Below are 15,702 nucleotides of genomic sequence, written 5' to 3'. Positions count from 1 at the left end.
AAAGGTCATAGGTTCGAATCCTATCGGGCGCGCCATTATTTTCAAAGGCTTGCGTGAAAACGCAGGCCTTTTTTATTTGGCTGTGTCCAAATTGTGTCCACTGTGTGTCCGTACAAATTCGGAAGGAAATTGGGGCGATCGCAGTCTGACCTTTGCACTGAACGAAACCACCGCGCCTCCGGAAAAGAAGATTCATTGAGGTCGCTACGGTCGCAAAGCGAACGTTCAGATTTTTGGAAATGCTAGCAGTGAACGGTGCCCTCGCTGCCATCGACGTCAAACCAGATCAGGCGATGGCCGAGGAGCAAAAAGCCGCTCGACCAAAGCGGCAACCCCAAAAGACCCCGCCGCCGGACTTCCTAGAATCTAGATCCACCACGAACCGGACAATCCCCAGTGCTGACCCAGCCACCGATGTTGCGTCAGCGTGTCAATATTCTAGGCCGTCATCCCAGACTGTAGAACCAAATGGGGCTTTTCCCGGCTTGGCAATGCCTCACTCGTCCTCACCGTTCAGGGATTGAAGAGCATCGGCAAGGGCGCGGACGCGCTGATTGGTTTGGTCAACCAGACGACGTATCTCAGAGGCAGATTCACCAGAGCGTTTCGCCAACTGCCGAACCTCGTCCGCGACAACCGCAAAACCGCGCCCAGCGTCGCCTGCCCGTGCAGCTTCGATCGCCGCATTGAGAGCCAGCAGGTTCGTTTGTTCGGCGATGCCATTGATAACTCCAATTATCTGCTGAATCTCGCTGCTGGAGGCCTCTACCTTGTCCATTTCTAGTTCCGTGACCTCAACGGCTTTGGCGCGGCTAGTCACGTCGATGCCGTAGGACACGAGATATTTGATTTTGCCTTCCGAATTGAATATCGGAGCGACGACCGTATCGAAGCGTTTCTGTTCTCTGTTCGCGCCTTTAAAGACCAGTAAATTCTTTACCTGTTCTCCATTCAAAACTCTGGCGAAATCCTCCTCGCCAAGCATCACTTTCAGATTGTTTGAACGGATTTCAGCGTTATTCGGATCCTCAGATCCAAGATGCGTGAGCATATAGCTATTGAAAGATTCCGGTTCTCCTGTAAGGCTCCATTGCATGATGCCGTTACTGACGCTGATAGCCTCAAACCGTCTTTCCGCTTCCAAGGCCCTTTGTTTTGACTCTGTTATGTCGGCCTGAATAGAGATGAAACTTGATAGCTTGCCCTCGTCATCGAAGACAGGGTTTATTGACACTGAAATCCAGTAAGCCTCGCCATGCTTGTTATAGTTCAGCAGCTCATCGTAAAAGGGTTCGCGATTTTTGAGTCTCTGGGAGATCTTTTCAACTGTTTCCGGGTTTGTGCCTGGGCCTTGCAACAACTCGCCCGGTTTCCTTCCCCGCATCTCCTCCGGCGAATAACCGGTTAGTTTTTCGAAGCCCTGGTTTACGTATCTTGTCCGGCCTGCAGCATCAGTTATGATGACAGCGTTATCCGTTTCATCAGCAACCATCGACAGCATTTTGAACTCTTCACGACGCTCAACCTCCTCGGTCACGTCTTTTACAAAAGCTGTGTACTGAATCTCTCCTTCAGGAAGCCGGATTTTCGAGATGGCAAAGCTGCCCCATCGGTGCTCACCATTTTTACGTACTACCGGGACCTCACGAGTAGAACCGACGATCTTGTTCTCGCCCGTTTCGCGGTTGCGGTTCACAAAACTATCATGGTTGCTGCGATACTCTTCGGGCACCAGCATTTTCACGTTTTTACCAAGCATCTCCTGACGGCTGTAACCCCAGAGTTTCTCCGCGGATGCATTGGCAAATGTGATCAGGTTATCACCATCGATCGTCACTACTGCGTCAAGCGCTTGTTCAAGCGTTTGATTAACAATTTCCTGGGCTCTCTTTTGAGCGGAGATGTCATGGACAAAGGCTGTGTATGTTGACTTACCCCGGTGCAGTACATGGGTTAAAGCGATATTTACCCAGGCTTTGCTCCCGTCCTTGCACTCCATCAGAACATCCCGCGAAGTGCCAACAATCCGGTTTTGGCCCGTTGAGCGATGATGCTCTATGAAACCATCATGCTTGCTTCTGATTTCTGCAGGCACCAGCATTTTTACGTTTCGCCCGAGGACCTCGCTCCTCTGAAACCCCCAAAGCTGCTCCGCCGCATCATTGAAATATATGACCCGGTTCTGCGCATCGATACTTACAACCGCGTGTATGGACTGATCCAGCGTTTTCTTGTAACGGCCATCAACGACCAAATCATTTAACATCTTGAAATCCCGAATTCGCGGTGAAGCTCATCACCAAATTTAAATCGCAATCGTAAAGTCTCGGTCCAATTTAACGGCTTTTGCTACAAAACCTTGAGCGCTTGCCTGCATCGCATCAGACAATGTCCGATAGGGCCAAGGGTAAACGCTCAAGTGCACGGGCCTCCATCGGCCTTGCCAGCAGAAAACCCTGTACGGCATCACAGCCCAACTCAGTTAGCGTTTTCAGCTGTACAGCATTCTCCACACCTTCGGCAATCACTCGCAGATTCAAGGATTTGGCGAGCGCAATGATACTGCGGCAGACAATATCGCCATCCACGGATTCGCCAAGCTGGTTGACAAAGCTTTTGTCGACTTTCAATGCGTCAAGCGGGAGTTGATGAAGTTGGCTCAGATTTGAAAAACCTGTGCCGAAGTCGTCGATATGGAAGGTGATCCCCAGTTTTTTCAAAGCCATCATGTTCTGCTTTGCTTGTTCAATGTCCTCTACGAGGCTGCTCTCCGTAATCTCAAACACGACTGAATCGCCAGAGAGGTTATGCCACCTCAAGGCACGTTCTACCCACTCAGGGAACGCCGGTTTAAGAAGATCCTGGGCAGAGAGATTAATCGCCACCGCAATGTTTTCTGTTTTCAGATACTGCCTGAGCTCCGGAACCTGTTGCCATGCCCGCTCCATCACCCAAGAAGTTATTTCATGAATCAGGCCCGTTTTCTCGGCGACTGGAATGAATTCGTCTGGCCCGATGCGCCCAAGCGATGGATCGTGCCAGCGCAACAGGGCTTCCACGCCGCAGATCTTTCCATCGGCAAGACAGTATTTCGGCTGATAGCAGAGGGTCAGAGACTCGTTGCGGGTTGCTTCTCTGAGTCTAGTCTCAATGTCTACCGAACGTTGATGTAGCGCAGCAGTTTCGGAACAGTAGAACGAAACAGTGCCGGGCAACGCCCGCTTCGGCCTGGCCAGATCTGACTTGATCAGCAACTGTTCTGGATTTTCACCATCGCCAGGATAAAGGCTGATGCCCACGGTCGGGATAATGCTTCTCCCGTCCAGAGTGAAAGGCTGTGAGAAAGCAACTTGAAGTTCCTGAAGGTATCTTTGGTGCTGCAGGTTATCGGTAGATTCAGTTTCCGGGTTTGTAATGGCTATCAGCGCGCAATAGCGACCATCGCCCAAATCGCCCGAAACACTCGCATTATCGAATAGACTGCGGATGTGGTCTGCAATCTCGCGATTCAGTAACGTTTGTTCTTCCAGAGACAGGTCAAGCGCGGAGATCGCGTAATTGTTGATTCTCACGACGACCATCGCAGCCTGCTGAATACTGCTCATCAGGGCACGGCTTTGCTCCAGAAAGAGCCGCCTGCCGGGGAGCTCAGAGCACGGGTCGAACAGCGTTTGCTGGAACAGTTGATTGCGCCAGCTTTCGAGGCGTGTGCCCTCATTCAGCTCCCTTTCAACAAGCTGGGCAAATTGAAGCAAAAAGTCCAGTTCCTGATCGGAGAATTCTCTGGGCTTAGTATCCAAGATGCAAAGCGTTCCAACGGCATAACCGCTCGTACTTCGCAACACTGCGCCGGCATAAAAACGCATCCCCTGATCCTTCACGAACGGGTTATCGTGAAATCTTGGGTCGCGCGATAAGTCATTTACTACAAGAAATCGTTTTTCCTCAATCGCATAATGGCACACCGCGATATTTCTGGAGGTCTCGCAGGCGTCCATGCCAACCCTTGACTTAAACCACTGGCGATTCTGATCGACAAGGCTCACCAACGCTGTTGGAGCTTTGAAAAAAGCTGATGCCAGGCGAGTTATACGGTCGAACCGGTCCTCGTCAGGCGTGTCAAGAATGTCCAGGCTTTGAAGTTCAAAGAGTCTTCGACTCTCGATTTCCGACAATTCTTGCGAGGTGTGTCCCCTATGCATAAGACTGTTTTCCTGGAAAGCCCTGGACCTAACAATTGGTTATATCGATATGATATTGCTCAGCGTTATTATGTTACTTCCCAAGCTTGAATTTTGATCACTCAAAAATGACCTGCGACAACATTTAACAATTTCCCAGAAGTGGTTTTCCGGGCTTGCCTACGAAGTTGTCGGGTTGGCGATGGTTCCTGAACTTAATCAGTTTAGGTCGGCATAGGAGCATTCACGCCCCAGTCGCCGATGAAGGTGAGAACTGATAAACATGCATCCTTACTAACAAAACATTGGTAAGGTCGCAAAGCGAACATTCAGACGGATAGGCAACGACTCTCCTTCGGCGAAATTCAGCCTCTTTTAAGGAATGTCCGCAGCAATGGGGTAGAACCCAAGCGAAAATTCAGGCGGATAAACCAACACTCACCTTTGGAGAAATTCAGCTTTGGATTTCCCCCAATTCCCGAACCTGAAGCCACCCAGGTTTCATATCAAACTACGATCCATGCCCTGGGTCAGGCGTTCCTCTATTTGCCTGACGAAATGGCGCTTCACTCGCGTCCAAACTGTCTGGACAATGAACTTTGCAACTTGCCCCGTAACAAACTCGTAACAGGCCTGAAGTACACTCTGGTATATACCAAAGGAGTGCTGCATGCTTGCAATTTTCGACCTGGACGAAACCCTGATTCGGGGCGACAGTTCTCAATTGTTCACCGAATTCCTCCGCGCTGAAGCTATAGATGCCGCCCCCGAGTCTGAGGCAAGGAATCGCGCGTTCATGAGTGCCTATACCAACGGCGACCTGGATCTCCAGGAATACATGGAATACAGCCTTGCACCTATTCAGGGTTGGCAGCGGGACCAGGTGGAGGCGCTGATTGATCGATTCGTAAAGGAGGTGATCCCTCCACGCGTGCTTCCAACAGGCCGGGAGCGCGTAGCCTGGCACAAAGCCCAAGGGCACGATCTGCTCATTATCTCGGCAACGGGAGAGCATCTGGTCTCGCCCATCGCCCGACACCTCGGCGTTGATGACGACATCGGCGTACAGGTGGAATGGCAGGACGACAACCTCAAAGGCACCATCGGAACCCGGCGCCCATTCAGGGATGGCAAAGTGACTGCCTTCAAGGAGTGGATCTCGACGCGCAACGACGTCCCTGAGAAGGTCTGGTTCTACTCAGACTCCCATAACGACCTTCCCCTTTTGAGATCTGTGGACTATCCCGTTGCCGTGAATCCGGATCCGATTCTGGAGCGCTACGCAAGGCGAAAAGGCTGGCGTGTGCTCATTGATGAGGTGGTACAGGCATGACCCTTCGTTACCTCAATCTAGCAAAAGCGACGCTTTGCCTCTCCCAAACGGAATCAAGGCGAACCATCACCCCAGAACCACCAGCAGCAATCCCGCAAGAATGGTCAGCACGCCGAATAATTTGGGCGCGTGCAGAGGTTCTTCAAGGAAATACCAGCCCAGTGCAACGCCGATAGGAATGCTGACTTGCCTGAAGGCTACCACGTAGCTGACGTCATCCGCATAGGCCATGGCCCACACAACCAGTACGTAGGTGCCGAGGATCAATACTCCCGCTGCCATGGTGCTGCGCCAGTTCGAGACCAGTTCCGTTAAAAGCCGTCGTTCGGTTGCCTGCAGGATCAGGCCAAGACTGAGCCATATCAGGGCCGACCAAGCCTGGAGGATGACAAAAACAAACGCCACCTCCCCATCCAACGCGATACCATCAAGTAGGTCTCGCATCTGATCCGTGGCGTTGTCGTCGACGAGCGAGTATCCGGCGGTGCTGGCAGCAGCGAGAAGGGCGAACAGGGTGGCGAGGTTGCGGTAGTTAGTTAGACGGAAATCCCGGAACCGGTGCATAGGCAAGATGATGCACCCCGCCACAATCAGAATAATACCGGCGACGGCGGCGGCGGTAATGGTTTCGGCCGTGCCCAGGAACAGAGTGCCGACCAACAGGATCAACAGGGGCGATGAGCGCGCCAGGGGGTACACCACCGACAGTTCGCCATGGCGGTAGGCCGCAGCCAAAAAGCTGAGATAGGTTGCCTGGAAAAAACCGGTGGCAACCACCAAACACCAGATACCCGAATCCAGTTCATGCAACAACGGGCGGTAGTACACCAGTACCGGCAGGGTCAGGAGTGCACCCCACAGGGTGCTGTACCAGAAGAACGCGCCGCTGGGGCTCACCTTCTTGCCAAACAGGTTCCAGCCGGCGTGGGCAAGGGCGGACACCAGAACAATAACAATCGCCGTAATGGTCATGGGGTTTGAGGCTGCTGACTCATTCCGTGCCCTGCCGCCACGCCCGGGTAGAACGGTCCACCCAGAACCGCAGTACCCCCTGGATGAGTTTCGCCACTGCACAGGTTGCCGTGATCAGGATGGCCATGGCCGCCGCCGGGGCGATATCACCGGCCTCGTCCATGTTCAGCACAGCCACCGAGGCCAATTGGGAGTCGTGGCCGTAAAGGAATACAACTGCTGAGACTGTGGTCATGGCATTCACAAACAGGTACAGGGCGACATCCAGGATGGCTGGCAGGCACAGGGGCAGCGTGACCGTGAACAGCACCCGCCATCGGGAAGCATTGAGCGACTCCCCCACCGCCTCGAACTCCTGGTCTAGTTGCTTCAGCGCCGTGACTGCCGTGAGGTGGGAAACCGCGTAGAAGTGCGTGACAGTGCAGAGAATCAGGATGAACAGGGTCCCGTAAATGCCGTTGATCGGGTTGTCCGGGTGGTTGAAGAAAAAGATGTAGGACAGCCCCAGCACAAGGCCGGGAACCGCCAGCGGCAGCAGCGAAAGAAACTGGAATACCCCGGTCAGCAGCCTCGACTGTGGTGTGCGTTCCATCAGCCAGGCGTTGAAGAAGACCAGTACAGTTCCGAGTACCATGGTGCCCAGCGCCATCTGCAGGCTGTTGGTGTAAGCCCCCCAACCACCGCCATCCATACGGCCGAATTGGTAGTTATTTAGGCTAAGGTCGAGGTTGTAGGGCCAGAAGGTAACGAATGATGCGTAGATAGCCATGCCGATGATGGCGAAAATGAACATCACGGTCGGTGTCAGCATCAGTGCTCCCAGGGCGTCCCGCTTGCGATCCTGGCGGGGCTTGTAGGGCACGGATCTGGCCGTAAAGCTTGCGGATTGTTTGCGCTGCACATAGCGGTCGGCGATGAAGGCCAGCATGGCCGGCAACAGCAACAGCACGCTGACCACCGCGCCCATCTCGAATTTCTGCTGCCCGATCACCTGCTTGTAGATGTCCGTGGCGAGGACATCGAACTGTCCACCAATCACCTTGGGCACGCCGAAATCCGTAATCACCAGCGTAAACACGACGAACCCCGCGCTCACTAGCCCATAGCGGGCACCGGGCACCGTTACAGTCCAGAAGGTGCGCCATGGGCTGGCTTTCAAGGCGGTAGCTGCTTCGTAATGGCGCCCATCGGCGTTGTCCATCGCCGTCAGCAAGATCATCAGGGCGTGGGGAAAGGTCCAGAAGCAGGAGCCCATGATAATGCCAATCGGCCCATAGATTTCAGCGCCGAACAGCCAACTTTTTAGTACGCCCTGATTGCCGAACAGGTACACCAGGCTGATCGCCGGCAACAGCGACGGCGCCAGGATCGGTAACACCAGGACACCACGAACCCAGCCGGTGAATGGCAAGCGCGTGCGGGTCAGTGCCCAGGCCGCCATGAAGGCCAGCGAAACTACAATCACAGTGCTGAGCCCGGCCACCCAGAGGGAATTGAAGAATGCAGATTCGATACCGCCGGAACTCAGGTAGTGGGCAAAGTTTTCCAGCCCGACAAATTCACCGGCCTTGTTCTCGACACTTTTCGAAAGCAGTGTGTAGAGGGGTGCGAGCACCAGCAGGGTCAGAACCAGACAACCGGTTACCAGCAACACTGCAAACACCCAACGGCCGGCGAGCCTCCGGCGTAATTCCGCCAGGGTCGGCCAATTGCGTGTGGTCGATGTCGAAAGCGTGGGAGTATCAATCATGGAAAACTTACCGGGGTCGGACTCAGACATTCGGAACTCCGCAGCCCGTCACGCAGCGAAGCAGTGCAGGGCGTCGGAAGGCAAATTGAGGCAGATACATCCGCCAACGCGCAGATCAAGCCGACGCGCGGAACGTGGGTCCACATCCACCACCAGGTCCAGCTCAATGTCCCTCAGGCGAATGTGTGTCCGGATGAAGGCGCCCAGATAATCCAGGGCCTGAACCTCCCCTTCCCATTCGCCATCCCCCTTGGGTAAGAGGTGAACATCTTCTGGCCGGATGGCCAGCTGGATACAACCCTCGGCTGTGGGCAATGGCCGGACCAGTTCCAGCTCGCGGTTTCCGACCTTCACGCGCTGCCCATTCAGAGGAGCGCTGTCGATAAAATTCATGGCACCAATAAAAGAGGCCACAAAGGCGGACGCAGGTTGCTGGTATATGTCCAGTGGCGTACCGACCTGCTCAATCACGCCATTGTTCATAACCACCACCCGGTCGGCCATCGCCAGGGCTTCTTCCTGATCGTGGGTTACCATGATGGTAGTGACACCCAGTTGCTTCTGGAGGCTACGGATTTCACTGCGCAGGTGATGTCGCACTTTGGCATCCAGCGCCGACAATGGCTCATCAAGTAGCAGCAGGCCTGGCGACGGCGCCAGGGCGCGTGCCAGGGCAACCCGTTGCTGTTGGCCACCGGATAACTGCGCGGGGTATTTGCTGGCCTGGTCTTCAAGCCCGACAAGAGCCAGTAGTTCATCGACCCGGCTGCGGACTTGGGCCCTCGGCATGCCGATACTGCGTAATCCGTAGGCGATGTTGTCGGTGACCGTCATGTTCGGAAACAGGGCGTAGGACTGGAACACAATGCCAAAGTCACGCTCCCGGGGCGGCTTCAGGGAGATGTCCGTCTCGCCCTGGTGGAGCAGCCCTCCACTCTGGTGCTCAAGCCCCGCAATGATGCGAAGCAGGGTGGTCTTTCCACATCCGGATGGCCCGAGGAAACACACCAGCTCACCCGGTTCAATGGTGAGATTGATATCCTTCAGCGCGCAAAAATCGCCAAAGAACTTGTTGACGCCCTGGATTTCCAGGCGGCTTCCCTGGGTTTTCTGGTTCATGGTACCCCCTGCTCTTGAATAATCTGGCGCGGCGCCCGAAACCGGGCACCGCCTTGGCTTACCGGGCTAGCGCCCGACCCGCCAACTCACTTTGCTTCGGATTTGCCGTCGTAACGACGCGCCCATTCAGCCAGGATGGCCTCACGGTTACTGGCCGCCCAACCAAAGTCGTTGTTGATGATCAGCTCGTCCGCGTTTTCCGGAAAATACTTTACCGGCTGTGCCACACCCGGCATGCCCACGATGGCGTAGCCTTCGTTGTACATTTCCATGGCCTTGCGGGTGATGGACCAGTCAACCAGCGTTTGGGCGGCTTCCATCTTGTCCGTCCCGTCGACAATCGCAGTCGCTTCCACTTCCCAACCCAGGCCTTCTTCAGGAAACACCAGTTCAAGCGGCGCGCCCTGTTCCTTTAGGCGGGCACCACGGAAAGCGAAGGAAACGCCTATAGTGGTCTCTCCGGAAGCCGCCATCTTGCAAGGCTTGGAACCGGAGTGGGTGTAACGGCTGATGTTCTGGTGCAGCCCGTCCATGAACTCCCAGCCTTTGTCCTCACCCATCATCTGAAGCCATGCAGAGACGTCCAGGAAGCCGGTACCGGAGGAATTCGGGTTCGGCATAACCACATGGCCCTCGTATACCGGCTTGGTCAGATCATCCCAGCTGGAGGGCATTGGCAGGTTGTTTTTTTCAGCTTCGATGGTGTTCACACAGATGGCGGCCATCCACGCATCCATACCCACCCAGGAAGGTGTTTCATCGCGGTCGCGAAATTTCGGAGACAATTTTTCCAGCCCTTCCGGCGCATAGGGAACCAACATACCTTCATTTTTCAGCAGCAGCAGGCTGGTGCCTGCCAGTCCCCAGACCACATCCGCCTGGGAGTTCTGCTTTTCTGCCAGCAGGCGCGCGGTGACAACGCCGGTGGAATCGCGAACCCAGTTGATCTTGATGTCCGGATGGTCTTCGTTGAAGCGCTCGGCGTATTTTTGGAGGTCCTCTGCTTCAACCGCTGTGTACACGGTCAGTTCGGTCTGGGCATTGGCATTCATGGCGACAGCCAGTGTGGTCAGGGCAAGGGCTTTTTTGAGGTGTTTCACGCAAGTCTCCTTATTACGAGGTCAGGTTGAGGCGCTCTCTTTCTGGTCTATACCAGTTTCGATCACCACTACCTTAGAGCTATTTGATTGCAAGGACGTGACAGCGATGTGACGTTTCCTTGGCCATCGCTTACGGATGTTCACCGGCTTGCAACCGCCGTCCAATATCGGCGAGCACATTCGGCAAATCCATAATGGAGTCAATCACATAGTGGGCCGCTGACTGCGCCATCACACGATGCCCGCGAACCAGAATTTCCGCTCGTTCAGCCTCGCTAAGGGCGGAAAGCTGCTCCTCGCTGAGCCCTACCGCATTCCCGGACGCCACAACCGCCACTGTCCACATACCGGCGTTCAAGCCCTCTTCAATACCTGTAGTCGTGTCGTCAACTTTCACGCAGCCCTGCACGGCGGTGATTCCCAGTTCGAGCGCATTTTTAAAACTCATATGAGGCGCCGGCCTTCCCTGAGGTACTTCCGTTGCCACAACGACGCTTTCCGGCTCAAAGCCCTGGGCAGCCAGCCCTGGCAGCATTACGTTCACCATTTCGCGGCTGTATCCGGTATTCACACCGAGTTTGATGCCCTGTTCACGGAGTTGCTCCTGCAGAGCCAGGGCCCCAGGGACCAACTTGGTGCGTTCAGCAATGGCCGCTGTCTGCAGCGGCAGAAAGGCGTTATAGAGTCGATCAATATCCGGGCGCTCAGGCTCACTGCCGAAAGCATTGCGCCACTGGTTTCGGATTCGTGGCATCGCCAGTATGCGGCGGATGTGTTCGCGTTTTTCAGTGCCCATGGGCTCACGGGCTTCCGCTTCGGACAGGTCGATGCCTTCTGCTTCGAACAGCTTCATAAAAGCCTGGATGGGCGCCAGTGATCCAAAGTCCACGCAGGTGCCGGCGAGGTCCATAATCACCGCCTGGAGCGGCCCAGTGTAACGACGGGTATAGGTATGCATAACGTTCTCCCTTCAGAATTCAGACGGTTTCGAGGTTGTCGGGTGCAACAGCGGGCGCCGCAACGGGTATCGACAGGCCGAGCTCCTGGCAGGCCTCGGCAACTGCGGTAATAACGGCGTCAATCTGTTCATCGTGGAGCTGGCCAATGCAGCCCACCCGAAAACTGTCCGCAACGGTGAGTTTGCCGGGGTAAATGAGGAAACCACGAGCTTTGATCGCGTCGTAGAAGCGACGGAATTCAAATGCCGGGCTGTTCGGAGACAGAAAGGTGGTGATGATAGGCGACAGCCACTCGTCCGCCAGCAATGTCCGGAAGCCGATCTCACGAAGGCCACCCACCAGACGATCCCGATTGCGGCTGTAGCGGGCCAGACGTCCGTCCACACCACCCTCGGCTTCGTGTTCGCGCATGGCCTGGAGAAAGGCGCCCACCACATGGGTGGGCGGGGTGTAGCGCCACTGCCCGGTTTTTTCCATGTATTGCCACTGGTCATGGAGATCGAGGGACAGGCTATGACACTGACCGGCTGATGCCGATAGCAATTCCCGTTCAACAATGGCGAAGCCGAAACCCGGCACACCCTCGAAGCACTTGTTGGCTGACGACACGAGGGCCGCACAGGGCAGCTCGACCACATTGATCGGCAAGGCGCCAAAGGCGCTCATGCTGTCGATGATCAGGCGCTTGCGTGCCTGTCGGCACACTTCGGCAATCTCTTCGATCGGATTAAGAATGCCGGAGCTGGTTTCACAGTGAACCACCACAACCTGTTCAATCTCGGGATGCTCTTGTAAGGCAACGGCAACCTCGTCGCCGCGCGGCGGGTGGTAATCCCCCTTATCAATGGCCAGATACGGGCGCCCCAGCGTGTCGAGAATTTTGCCGATCCGCTGCCCGTAGGCTCCGTTCATCAATACCAGGGTTGTACTGGCTGGAGGAATCACCGTACCAAGCGTGGCTTCCACCGCAAATGTGCCGCTGCCCTGCATGGGCACGCAGACATGGCTGGCACTGCCGCCTGCTACGTTCAATAATCGCTCACACATTTCGGCTGTTAGGCCGTTGAAGTCGCTATCCCAGGAGCCCCAATCGTGCAACATGGCCTGTTTCACGGAGAGGCTGGTGGTCAATGGACCGGGAGTGAGCAGATACGGATCTTTCTGGGTCATGGAGATCTCCATCAGATTTAGCCGGTGCGCTTGCGGGCGCGAGCCTCGGCGCAGCGGCGGATGAAATCGGGGCTGTAGGCATCAATGGCGCCGAAGCGATCCAGGCGGAACGGTTCGGGGGTTACGAAGGTGCTCTGGTTGGTTGCCAGCTCAGCGACTAACCGGCCGATACCACCGGACATGCCGATACCCGCGCCGGAGCAGCCGGTGGCGGCCATGAAACCCTCGACACCCGGCATTGGGCCCAGCAGGGTAAAACCATCCGGCGTGTAACTAGAGACATTGCTGACGTAGTGAGCCAGTTGTAACTCGTCCAGCACGGGAAGCTGTGAGCGAAGTGCCTCGTAGCCGCCTTCAAGGGCCAGGTCGCCCGTCGGGTCCGTATCGAAACGAAAACCCTGGAGGTTGTCTGGTAAAGCATTGGGATGAGCCACGACCGATTGCGGGTCTCGTAGCCCGAATAACAATCCGCCCACTTCCGGGCGGGCGTAGGCGCCGCTATCGGGCAGAATCGTCATCGGGCCGTCGGTGGTCACACGTGAGTGTGGTGCGGATATCCAGTAATGGCTGCGAACCGGAGCCATGCCAAGGTGAATTCCCGCCTGCATTGCCAGCGCCGTGCTCCAGGGACCGGCAGCATCAATGACAGTTCCGGCAAAGATCGTCTCGCCATTTGCGAGGCGCACGCCCGTGACCTTCGAACCGTTCCTCAGGAGTTCGCAGACCGTCCGGTTCAAAAGAATCCGGGCGCCATTGCGCCTGGCGTCGGCGGCATAGGCCTGGCAGAGAGTATAGGAGTCAATGTAACCGTCGTCTGGCAACCATAGGGCAGACGTATCTGATGCCAGCTCAAGCCAGGGAGCAAGTCGCATTGCATCGGAGCTGCCGATCCGTTCAGCGGACACTCCTGCCTCATCGGCTCGCTGGGCAGTTTGTTCAATCTGACGCTGTCCACCGGGGTACTCCGAGACCTGCAGACTACCCACTTTTCTCAGGGGCAGCGGCTCATTCCGATCCTCGCCCAGCTCTTCAATGGCCCGGAAGGTTTCCATCACCATATCCGTCAGTGCGCGATGCGGTCGAATACGGGTCAGAAGTGCCGCAGCGTGGCTGGTCGTCTGCTCACCCAGACCATGGCGCTCAATAACGACAGCGCTGAGGCCGGGCACCCGACTGAGATAACGGGCTATGGCGCACCCAAGGATGCCGCCTCCAATGATAACGACATCCGGGTGATTGACTGTGGGCATGATTGCTCCTCGCTAATCTGGTATAGACCAGTTTGGCGAGGAACTATGACGATTTAATGAAGGCCTGATGACAGTCCAGCGGCAAGGTCGGCTCGGATCAGCTCACGTCGACCTGGATGCTCAACGCATCGTGCAACCAGAACTCTTCATCAAACTCTACGAAACAGCCGTCGGCATCCCGACTGCAGCGGGTAACATAGAGACCGGCTGTACCCGCTGTCACCCCAATTGCACTGGCTTGCGGATCCACCAACGCCGTCGGATACATTTCGATCTGTTTACCGCGTAACTCCACGCCATACTGCTCTCGCAGCAACTTCCAGAGGGAGCGGTCGAAGTTGTAGGTTTCAATACCTGGCAGACGCTTGGGATTCAGGTAAATGTTCTCGACCAATACCGGTCGATCATCAATCTGCCGGCGGCGCCGAAGCCAGACAATCGGGTCACCAACCGTAAGGCCGGTCCGGGCAGCCAACCAGGTGCCAGCCTGCGTGGGTGTCACGTCTAGCGTTTCGGTTGCAGGAACTCGGCCTTGCGCTGTTACATTCTCCGAGAAGCTGTAGTCATGTGTGGGTTTGTAGATCAATCTGGGAGGCGACACAAACCAACCTCGCCGGTTTGAACGGTAGATACGGCCTTCCGCTTCAAGCTGAGCCAGTGCCAGTCGGGCCGTGACCCGAGTCGTGTTGTGCTCTTCCGCGAGAATACGCTCGGAGGGCAACCGGGTATTGGGCGTTAAAAGCCCTTTCTCGATCCGCGCAGCCAATTGGTCTCGCACTCTAAGATAGAGAGGCGCAGCGCCTTCCCCATCGACCCGATCCTGCATGCTCTCGCTCCTTAGCCCAACAAAACCATCCAATATAGACCAGACAGGTCACGCCATTATGACAACCACTCGGTGCTTTTTGCTCCGCTGTCCTGATTCCGACCACCCATTTCCCAACAGTTGCGCACCTGTTTCCGGGGAGTGACATCTACCGATGCATCACCTGAAGCAAGGTACCAATCTATCAGCGACTGCCATCAAACCGGCTCAAACCGCTCCTGCAACCACGCCTTGATCTCATCAGACTCGTAAAGCCAACGCTCACTGCCATCCTCCTGTTGAATCTTGAGGCAGGGCACTTTGATGCGGCCGCCGCCAGCCTCCAGCGCCGCACGATGCTCCGGATCATGCTGGGCATCGCGGGTTTCGATGTTGAGGCCAAGCCGGGCGATTTCCTTTCTTACCTTGATGCAGAACGGGCAGGCCTTGAACTGGTAAAGGGCGAGATCCTTGCTGGCCTCGTCGGCGCGGGCCTGCTCTTCAGCAGAGCGGGTCACGCTTTCGGGCGTGCTGAGCTTTTCACTGACCAGCATGAAGGGCGTCAGTACCAGACGCAGGGTGCGGAAAAAATAGCGAATAATAACTCTCATGGGTAAGGCTCGAACTCCTCGTTGAAGGTGGCCTGGAAGATATCGGCCTTCAGGGAAGATTTGCGTCCCCGATAACCGTGTACGAGGATATCATTTCAAAAGATGAAGTGTTCAGAGTAACGGGGCATAACCCGCATTGATGGAGAATCCGATGTCTGAATCCGGCACAAAGTCACTTCGCAAACCCCTGAGATTCTGGGGCTGGGGCTATGCAGATGAGGATTTGCACCCTGAAGAACACGCCATGATCGAGACCGTTACGAAAATGTTCGTGCCGGAAGGCGTGGTGGAGATTGAGCCACCAAAGGTTGAAGACTTTGACCTCCCGGCATCCCGGTTATCGTCAGTCCCCGCACATCTCTCAGACATTGTTTCCACCACCACCTACGACCGCCTGGTGCATAGCTACGGAAAGTCCTACGCCGATATGGCCAGGATGCTGATGCGGGAAG

Annotated in this window: 13 protein-coding genes and 1 pseudogene; 3 read left to right on the top strand and 11 right to left on the bottom strand. The window is 55.7% G+C overall.

The features are described 5' to 3' along the window. A partial coding sequence (locus tag ACESMW_RS16390; RefSeq protein WP_372988076.1) for a hypothetical protein occupies positions 1-199 on the top strand: 199 nt, incomplete at its 5' end. Positions 200-496: 297 nt separating this feature from the next. On the opposite strand, the gene ACESMW_RS16385 is transcribed toward ACESMW_RS16390, so the two are convergent. Both ACESMW_RS16385 and ACESMW_RS16380 read right to left on the bottom strand, forming a co-directional pair. Beyond that, positions 497-2,266 carry a PAS domain S-box protein gene (locus tag ACESMW_RS16385; protein ID WP_372988075.1) on the bottom strand — a complete coding sequence of 590 codons (1,770 nt, stop codon included), beginning with the start codon at positions 2,264-2,266 and terminating at the stop codon, positions 497-499. Positions 2,267-2,381: 115 nt separating this feature from the next. After that, the gene (locus ACESMW_RS16380) at positions 2,382-4,202 is read right to left on the bottom strand and encodes a putative bifunctional diguanylate cyclase/phosphodiesterase (RefSeq protein ID WP_372988074.1); all 1,821 of its coding nucleotides are present in this window, start codon (positions 4,200-4,202) and stop codon (positions 2,382-2,384) included. Between the two features lie 649 nt (positions 4,203-4,851). Here ACESMW_RS16380 and ACESMW_RS16375 point away from each other — a divergent pair. Further along, positions 4,852-5,514: an HAD family hydrolase gene (locus ACESMW_RS16375; RefSeq protein WP_372988073.1), complete on the top strand. Its 663-nt coding sequence runs from the start codon at positions 4,852-4,854 to the stop codon at positions 5,512-5,514. A gap of 66 nt (positions 5,515-5,580) precedes the next feature. Here the strand turns inward: ACESMW_RS16375 and ACESMW_RS16370 are convergent, their stop codons facing one another. The 9 genes from ACESMW_RS16370 to ACESMW_RS16330 form a co-directional block, all read right to left on the bottom strand. Beyond that, positions 5,581-6,486 (bottom strand): EamA family transporter, encoded by a 906-nt coding sequence (locus tag ACESMW_RS16370; protein WP_372988072.1) that lies wholly within the window; start codon positions 6,484-6,486, stop codon positions 5,581-5,583. Positions 6,487-6,505: 19 nt separating this feature from the next. Further along, positions 6,506-8,266, bottom strand: a complete 1,761-nt coding sequence (locus ACESMW_RS16365) for a putative 2-aminoethylphosphonate ABC transporter permease subunit (protein WP_372988071.1) — start codon at positions 8,264-8,266, stop codon at positions 6,506-6,508. 18 nt (positions 8,267-8,284) lie between these two features. Further along, on the bottom strand, positions 8,285-9,355 hold the full coding sequence (locus tag ACESMW_RS16360) for a putative 2-aminoethylphosphonate ABC transporter ATP-binding protein (protein WP_372988070.1): 1,071 nt from the start codon (positions 9,353-9,355) through the stop codon (positions 8,285-8,287). Between the two features lie 86 nt (positions 9,356-9,441). Beyond that, complete coding sequence (locus tag ACESMW_RS16355; RefSeq protein ID WP_372988069.1) at positions 9,442-10,455, bottom strand: putative 2-aminoethylphosphonate ABC transporter substrate-binding protein; 1,014 nt, start codon at positions 10,453-10,455, stop codon at positions 9,442-9,444. Positions 10,456-10,585: 130 nt separating this feature from the next. Then, positions 10,586-11,413 carry a phosphonoacetaldehyde hydrolase gene (gene phnX / locus ACESMW_RS16350; protein ID WP_372988068.1) on the bottom strand — a complete coding sequence of 276 codons (828 nt, stop codon included), beginning with the start codon at positions 11,411-11,413 and terminating at the stop codon, positions 10,586-10,588. 19 nt (positions 11,414-11,432) lie between these two features. After that, on the bottom strand, positions 11,433-12,584 hold the full coding sequence (locus tag ACESMW_RS16345; RefSeq protein ID WP_372988067.1) for a 2-aminoethylphosphonate--pyruvate transaminase: 1,152 nt from the start codon (positions 12,582-12,584) through the stop codon (positions 11,433-11,435). 17 nt (positions 12,585-12,601) lie between these two features. Continuing rightward, on the bottom strand, positions 12,602-13,834 hold the full coding sequence (locus ACESMW_RS16340) for an NAD(P)/FAD-dependent oxidoreductase (RefSeq protein WP_372988066.1): 1,233 nt from the start codon (positions 13,832-13,834) through the stop codon (positions 12,602-12,604). A 97-nt stretch (positions 13,835-13,931) separates the two neighbouring features. Then, positions 13,932-14,660 (bottom strand): UTRA domain-containing protein, encoded by a 729-nt coding sequence (locus tag ACESMW_RS16335; RefSeq protein WP_372988065.1) that lies wholly within the window; start codon positions 14,658-14,660, stop codon positions 13,932-13,934. Between the two features lie 197 nt (positions 14,661-14,857). Further along, a complete protein-coding gene (locus ACESMW_RS16330; RefSeq protein WP_372988064.1) occupies positions 14,858-15,250 on the bottom strand; it encodes a glutaredoxin family protein in 393 nt (130 codons plus the stop codon). 151 nt (positions 15,251-15,401) lie between these two features. On the opposite strand from ACESMW_RS16330, the pseudogene ACESMW_RS16325 reads away from it, so the two are divergent. Continuing rightward, a pseudogene (locus ACESMW_RS16325) lies at positions 15,402-15,702 on the top strand (FAD-binding oxidoreductase); the annotation flags it as partial.

Origin of the sequence: Marinobacter sp., from assembly GCF_041690455.1 — a bacterium.
GTDB lineage: Bacteria > Pseudomonadota > Gammaproteobacteria > Pseudomonadales > Oleiphilaceae > Marinobacter.
This window is presented reverse-complemented; position numbering and strand designations above follow the sequence as displayed.

Excerpts from the sequence above, each read along its gene's own strand:
- ACESMW_RS16340 (WP_372988066.1), bottom strand. The coding sequence starts at position 13,834 with ATGCCCACAGTCAATCACCCGGATGTCGTTATCATTGGAGGCGGCATC.
- ACESMW_RS16330 (WP_372988064.1), bottom strand. The coding sequence starts at position 15,250 with ATGAGAGTTATTATTCGCTATTTTTTCCGCACCCTGCGTCTGGTACTG.
- ACESMW_RS16335 (WP_372988065.1), bottom strand. The coding sequence starts at position 14,660 with ATGCAGGATCGGGTCGATGGGGAAGGCGCTGCGCCTCTCTATCTTAGA.
- ACESMW_RS16365 (WP_372988071.1), bottom strand. The coding sequence starts at position 8,266 with ATGTCTGAGTCCGACCCCGGTAAGTTTTCCATGATTGATACTCCCACG.
- ACESMW_RS16370 (WP_372988072.1), bottom strand. The coding sequence starts at position 6,486 with ATGACCATTACGGCGATTGTTATTGTTCTGGTGTCCGCCCTTGCCCAC.
- ACESMW_RS16360 (WP_372988070.1), bottom strand. The coding sequence starts at position 9,355 with ATGAACCAGAAAACCCAGGGAAGCCGCCTGGAAATCCAGGGCGTCAAC.
- ACESMW_RS16380 (WP_372988074.1), bottom strand. The coding sequence starts at position 4,202 with ATGCATAGGGGACACACCTCGCAAGAATTGTCGGAAATCGAGAGTCGA.
- phnX (WP_372988068.1), bottom strand. The coding sequence starts at position 11,413 with ATGCATACCTATACCCGTCGTTACACTGGGCCGCTCCAGGCGGTGATT.
- ACESMW_RS16345 (WP_372988067.1), bottom strand. The coding sequence starts at position 12,584 with ATGACCCAGAAAGATCCGTATCTGCTCACTCCCGGTCCATTGACCACC.
- ACESMW_RS16385 (WP_372988075.1), bottom strand. The coding sequence starts at position 2,266 with ATGTTAAATGATTTGGTCGTTGATGGCCGTTACAAGAAAACGCTGGAT.
- ACESMW_RS16375 (WP_372988073.1), top strand. The coding sequence starts at position 4,852 with ATGCTTGCAATTTTCGACCTGGACGAAACCCTGATTCGGGGCGACAGT.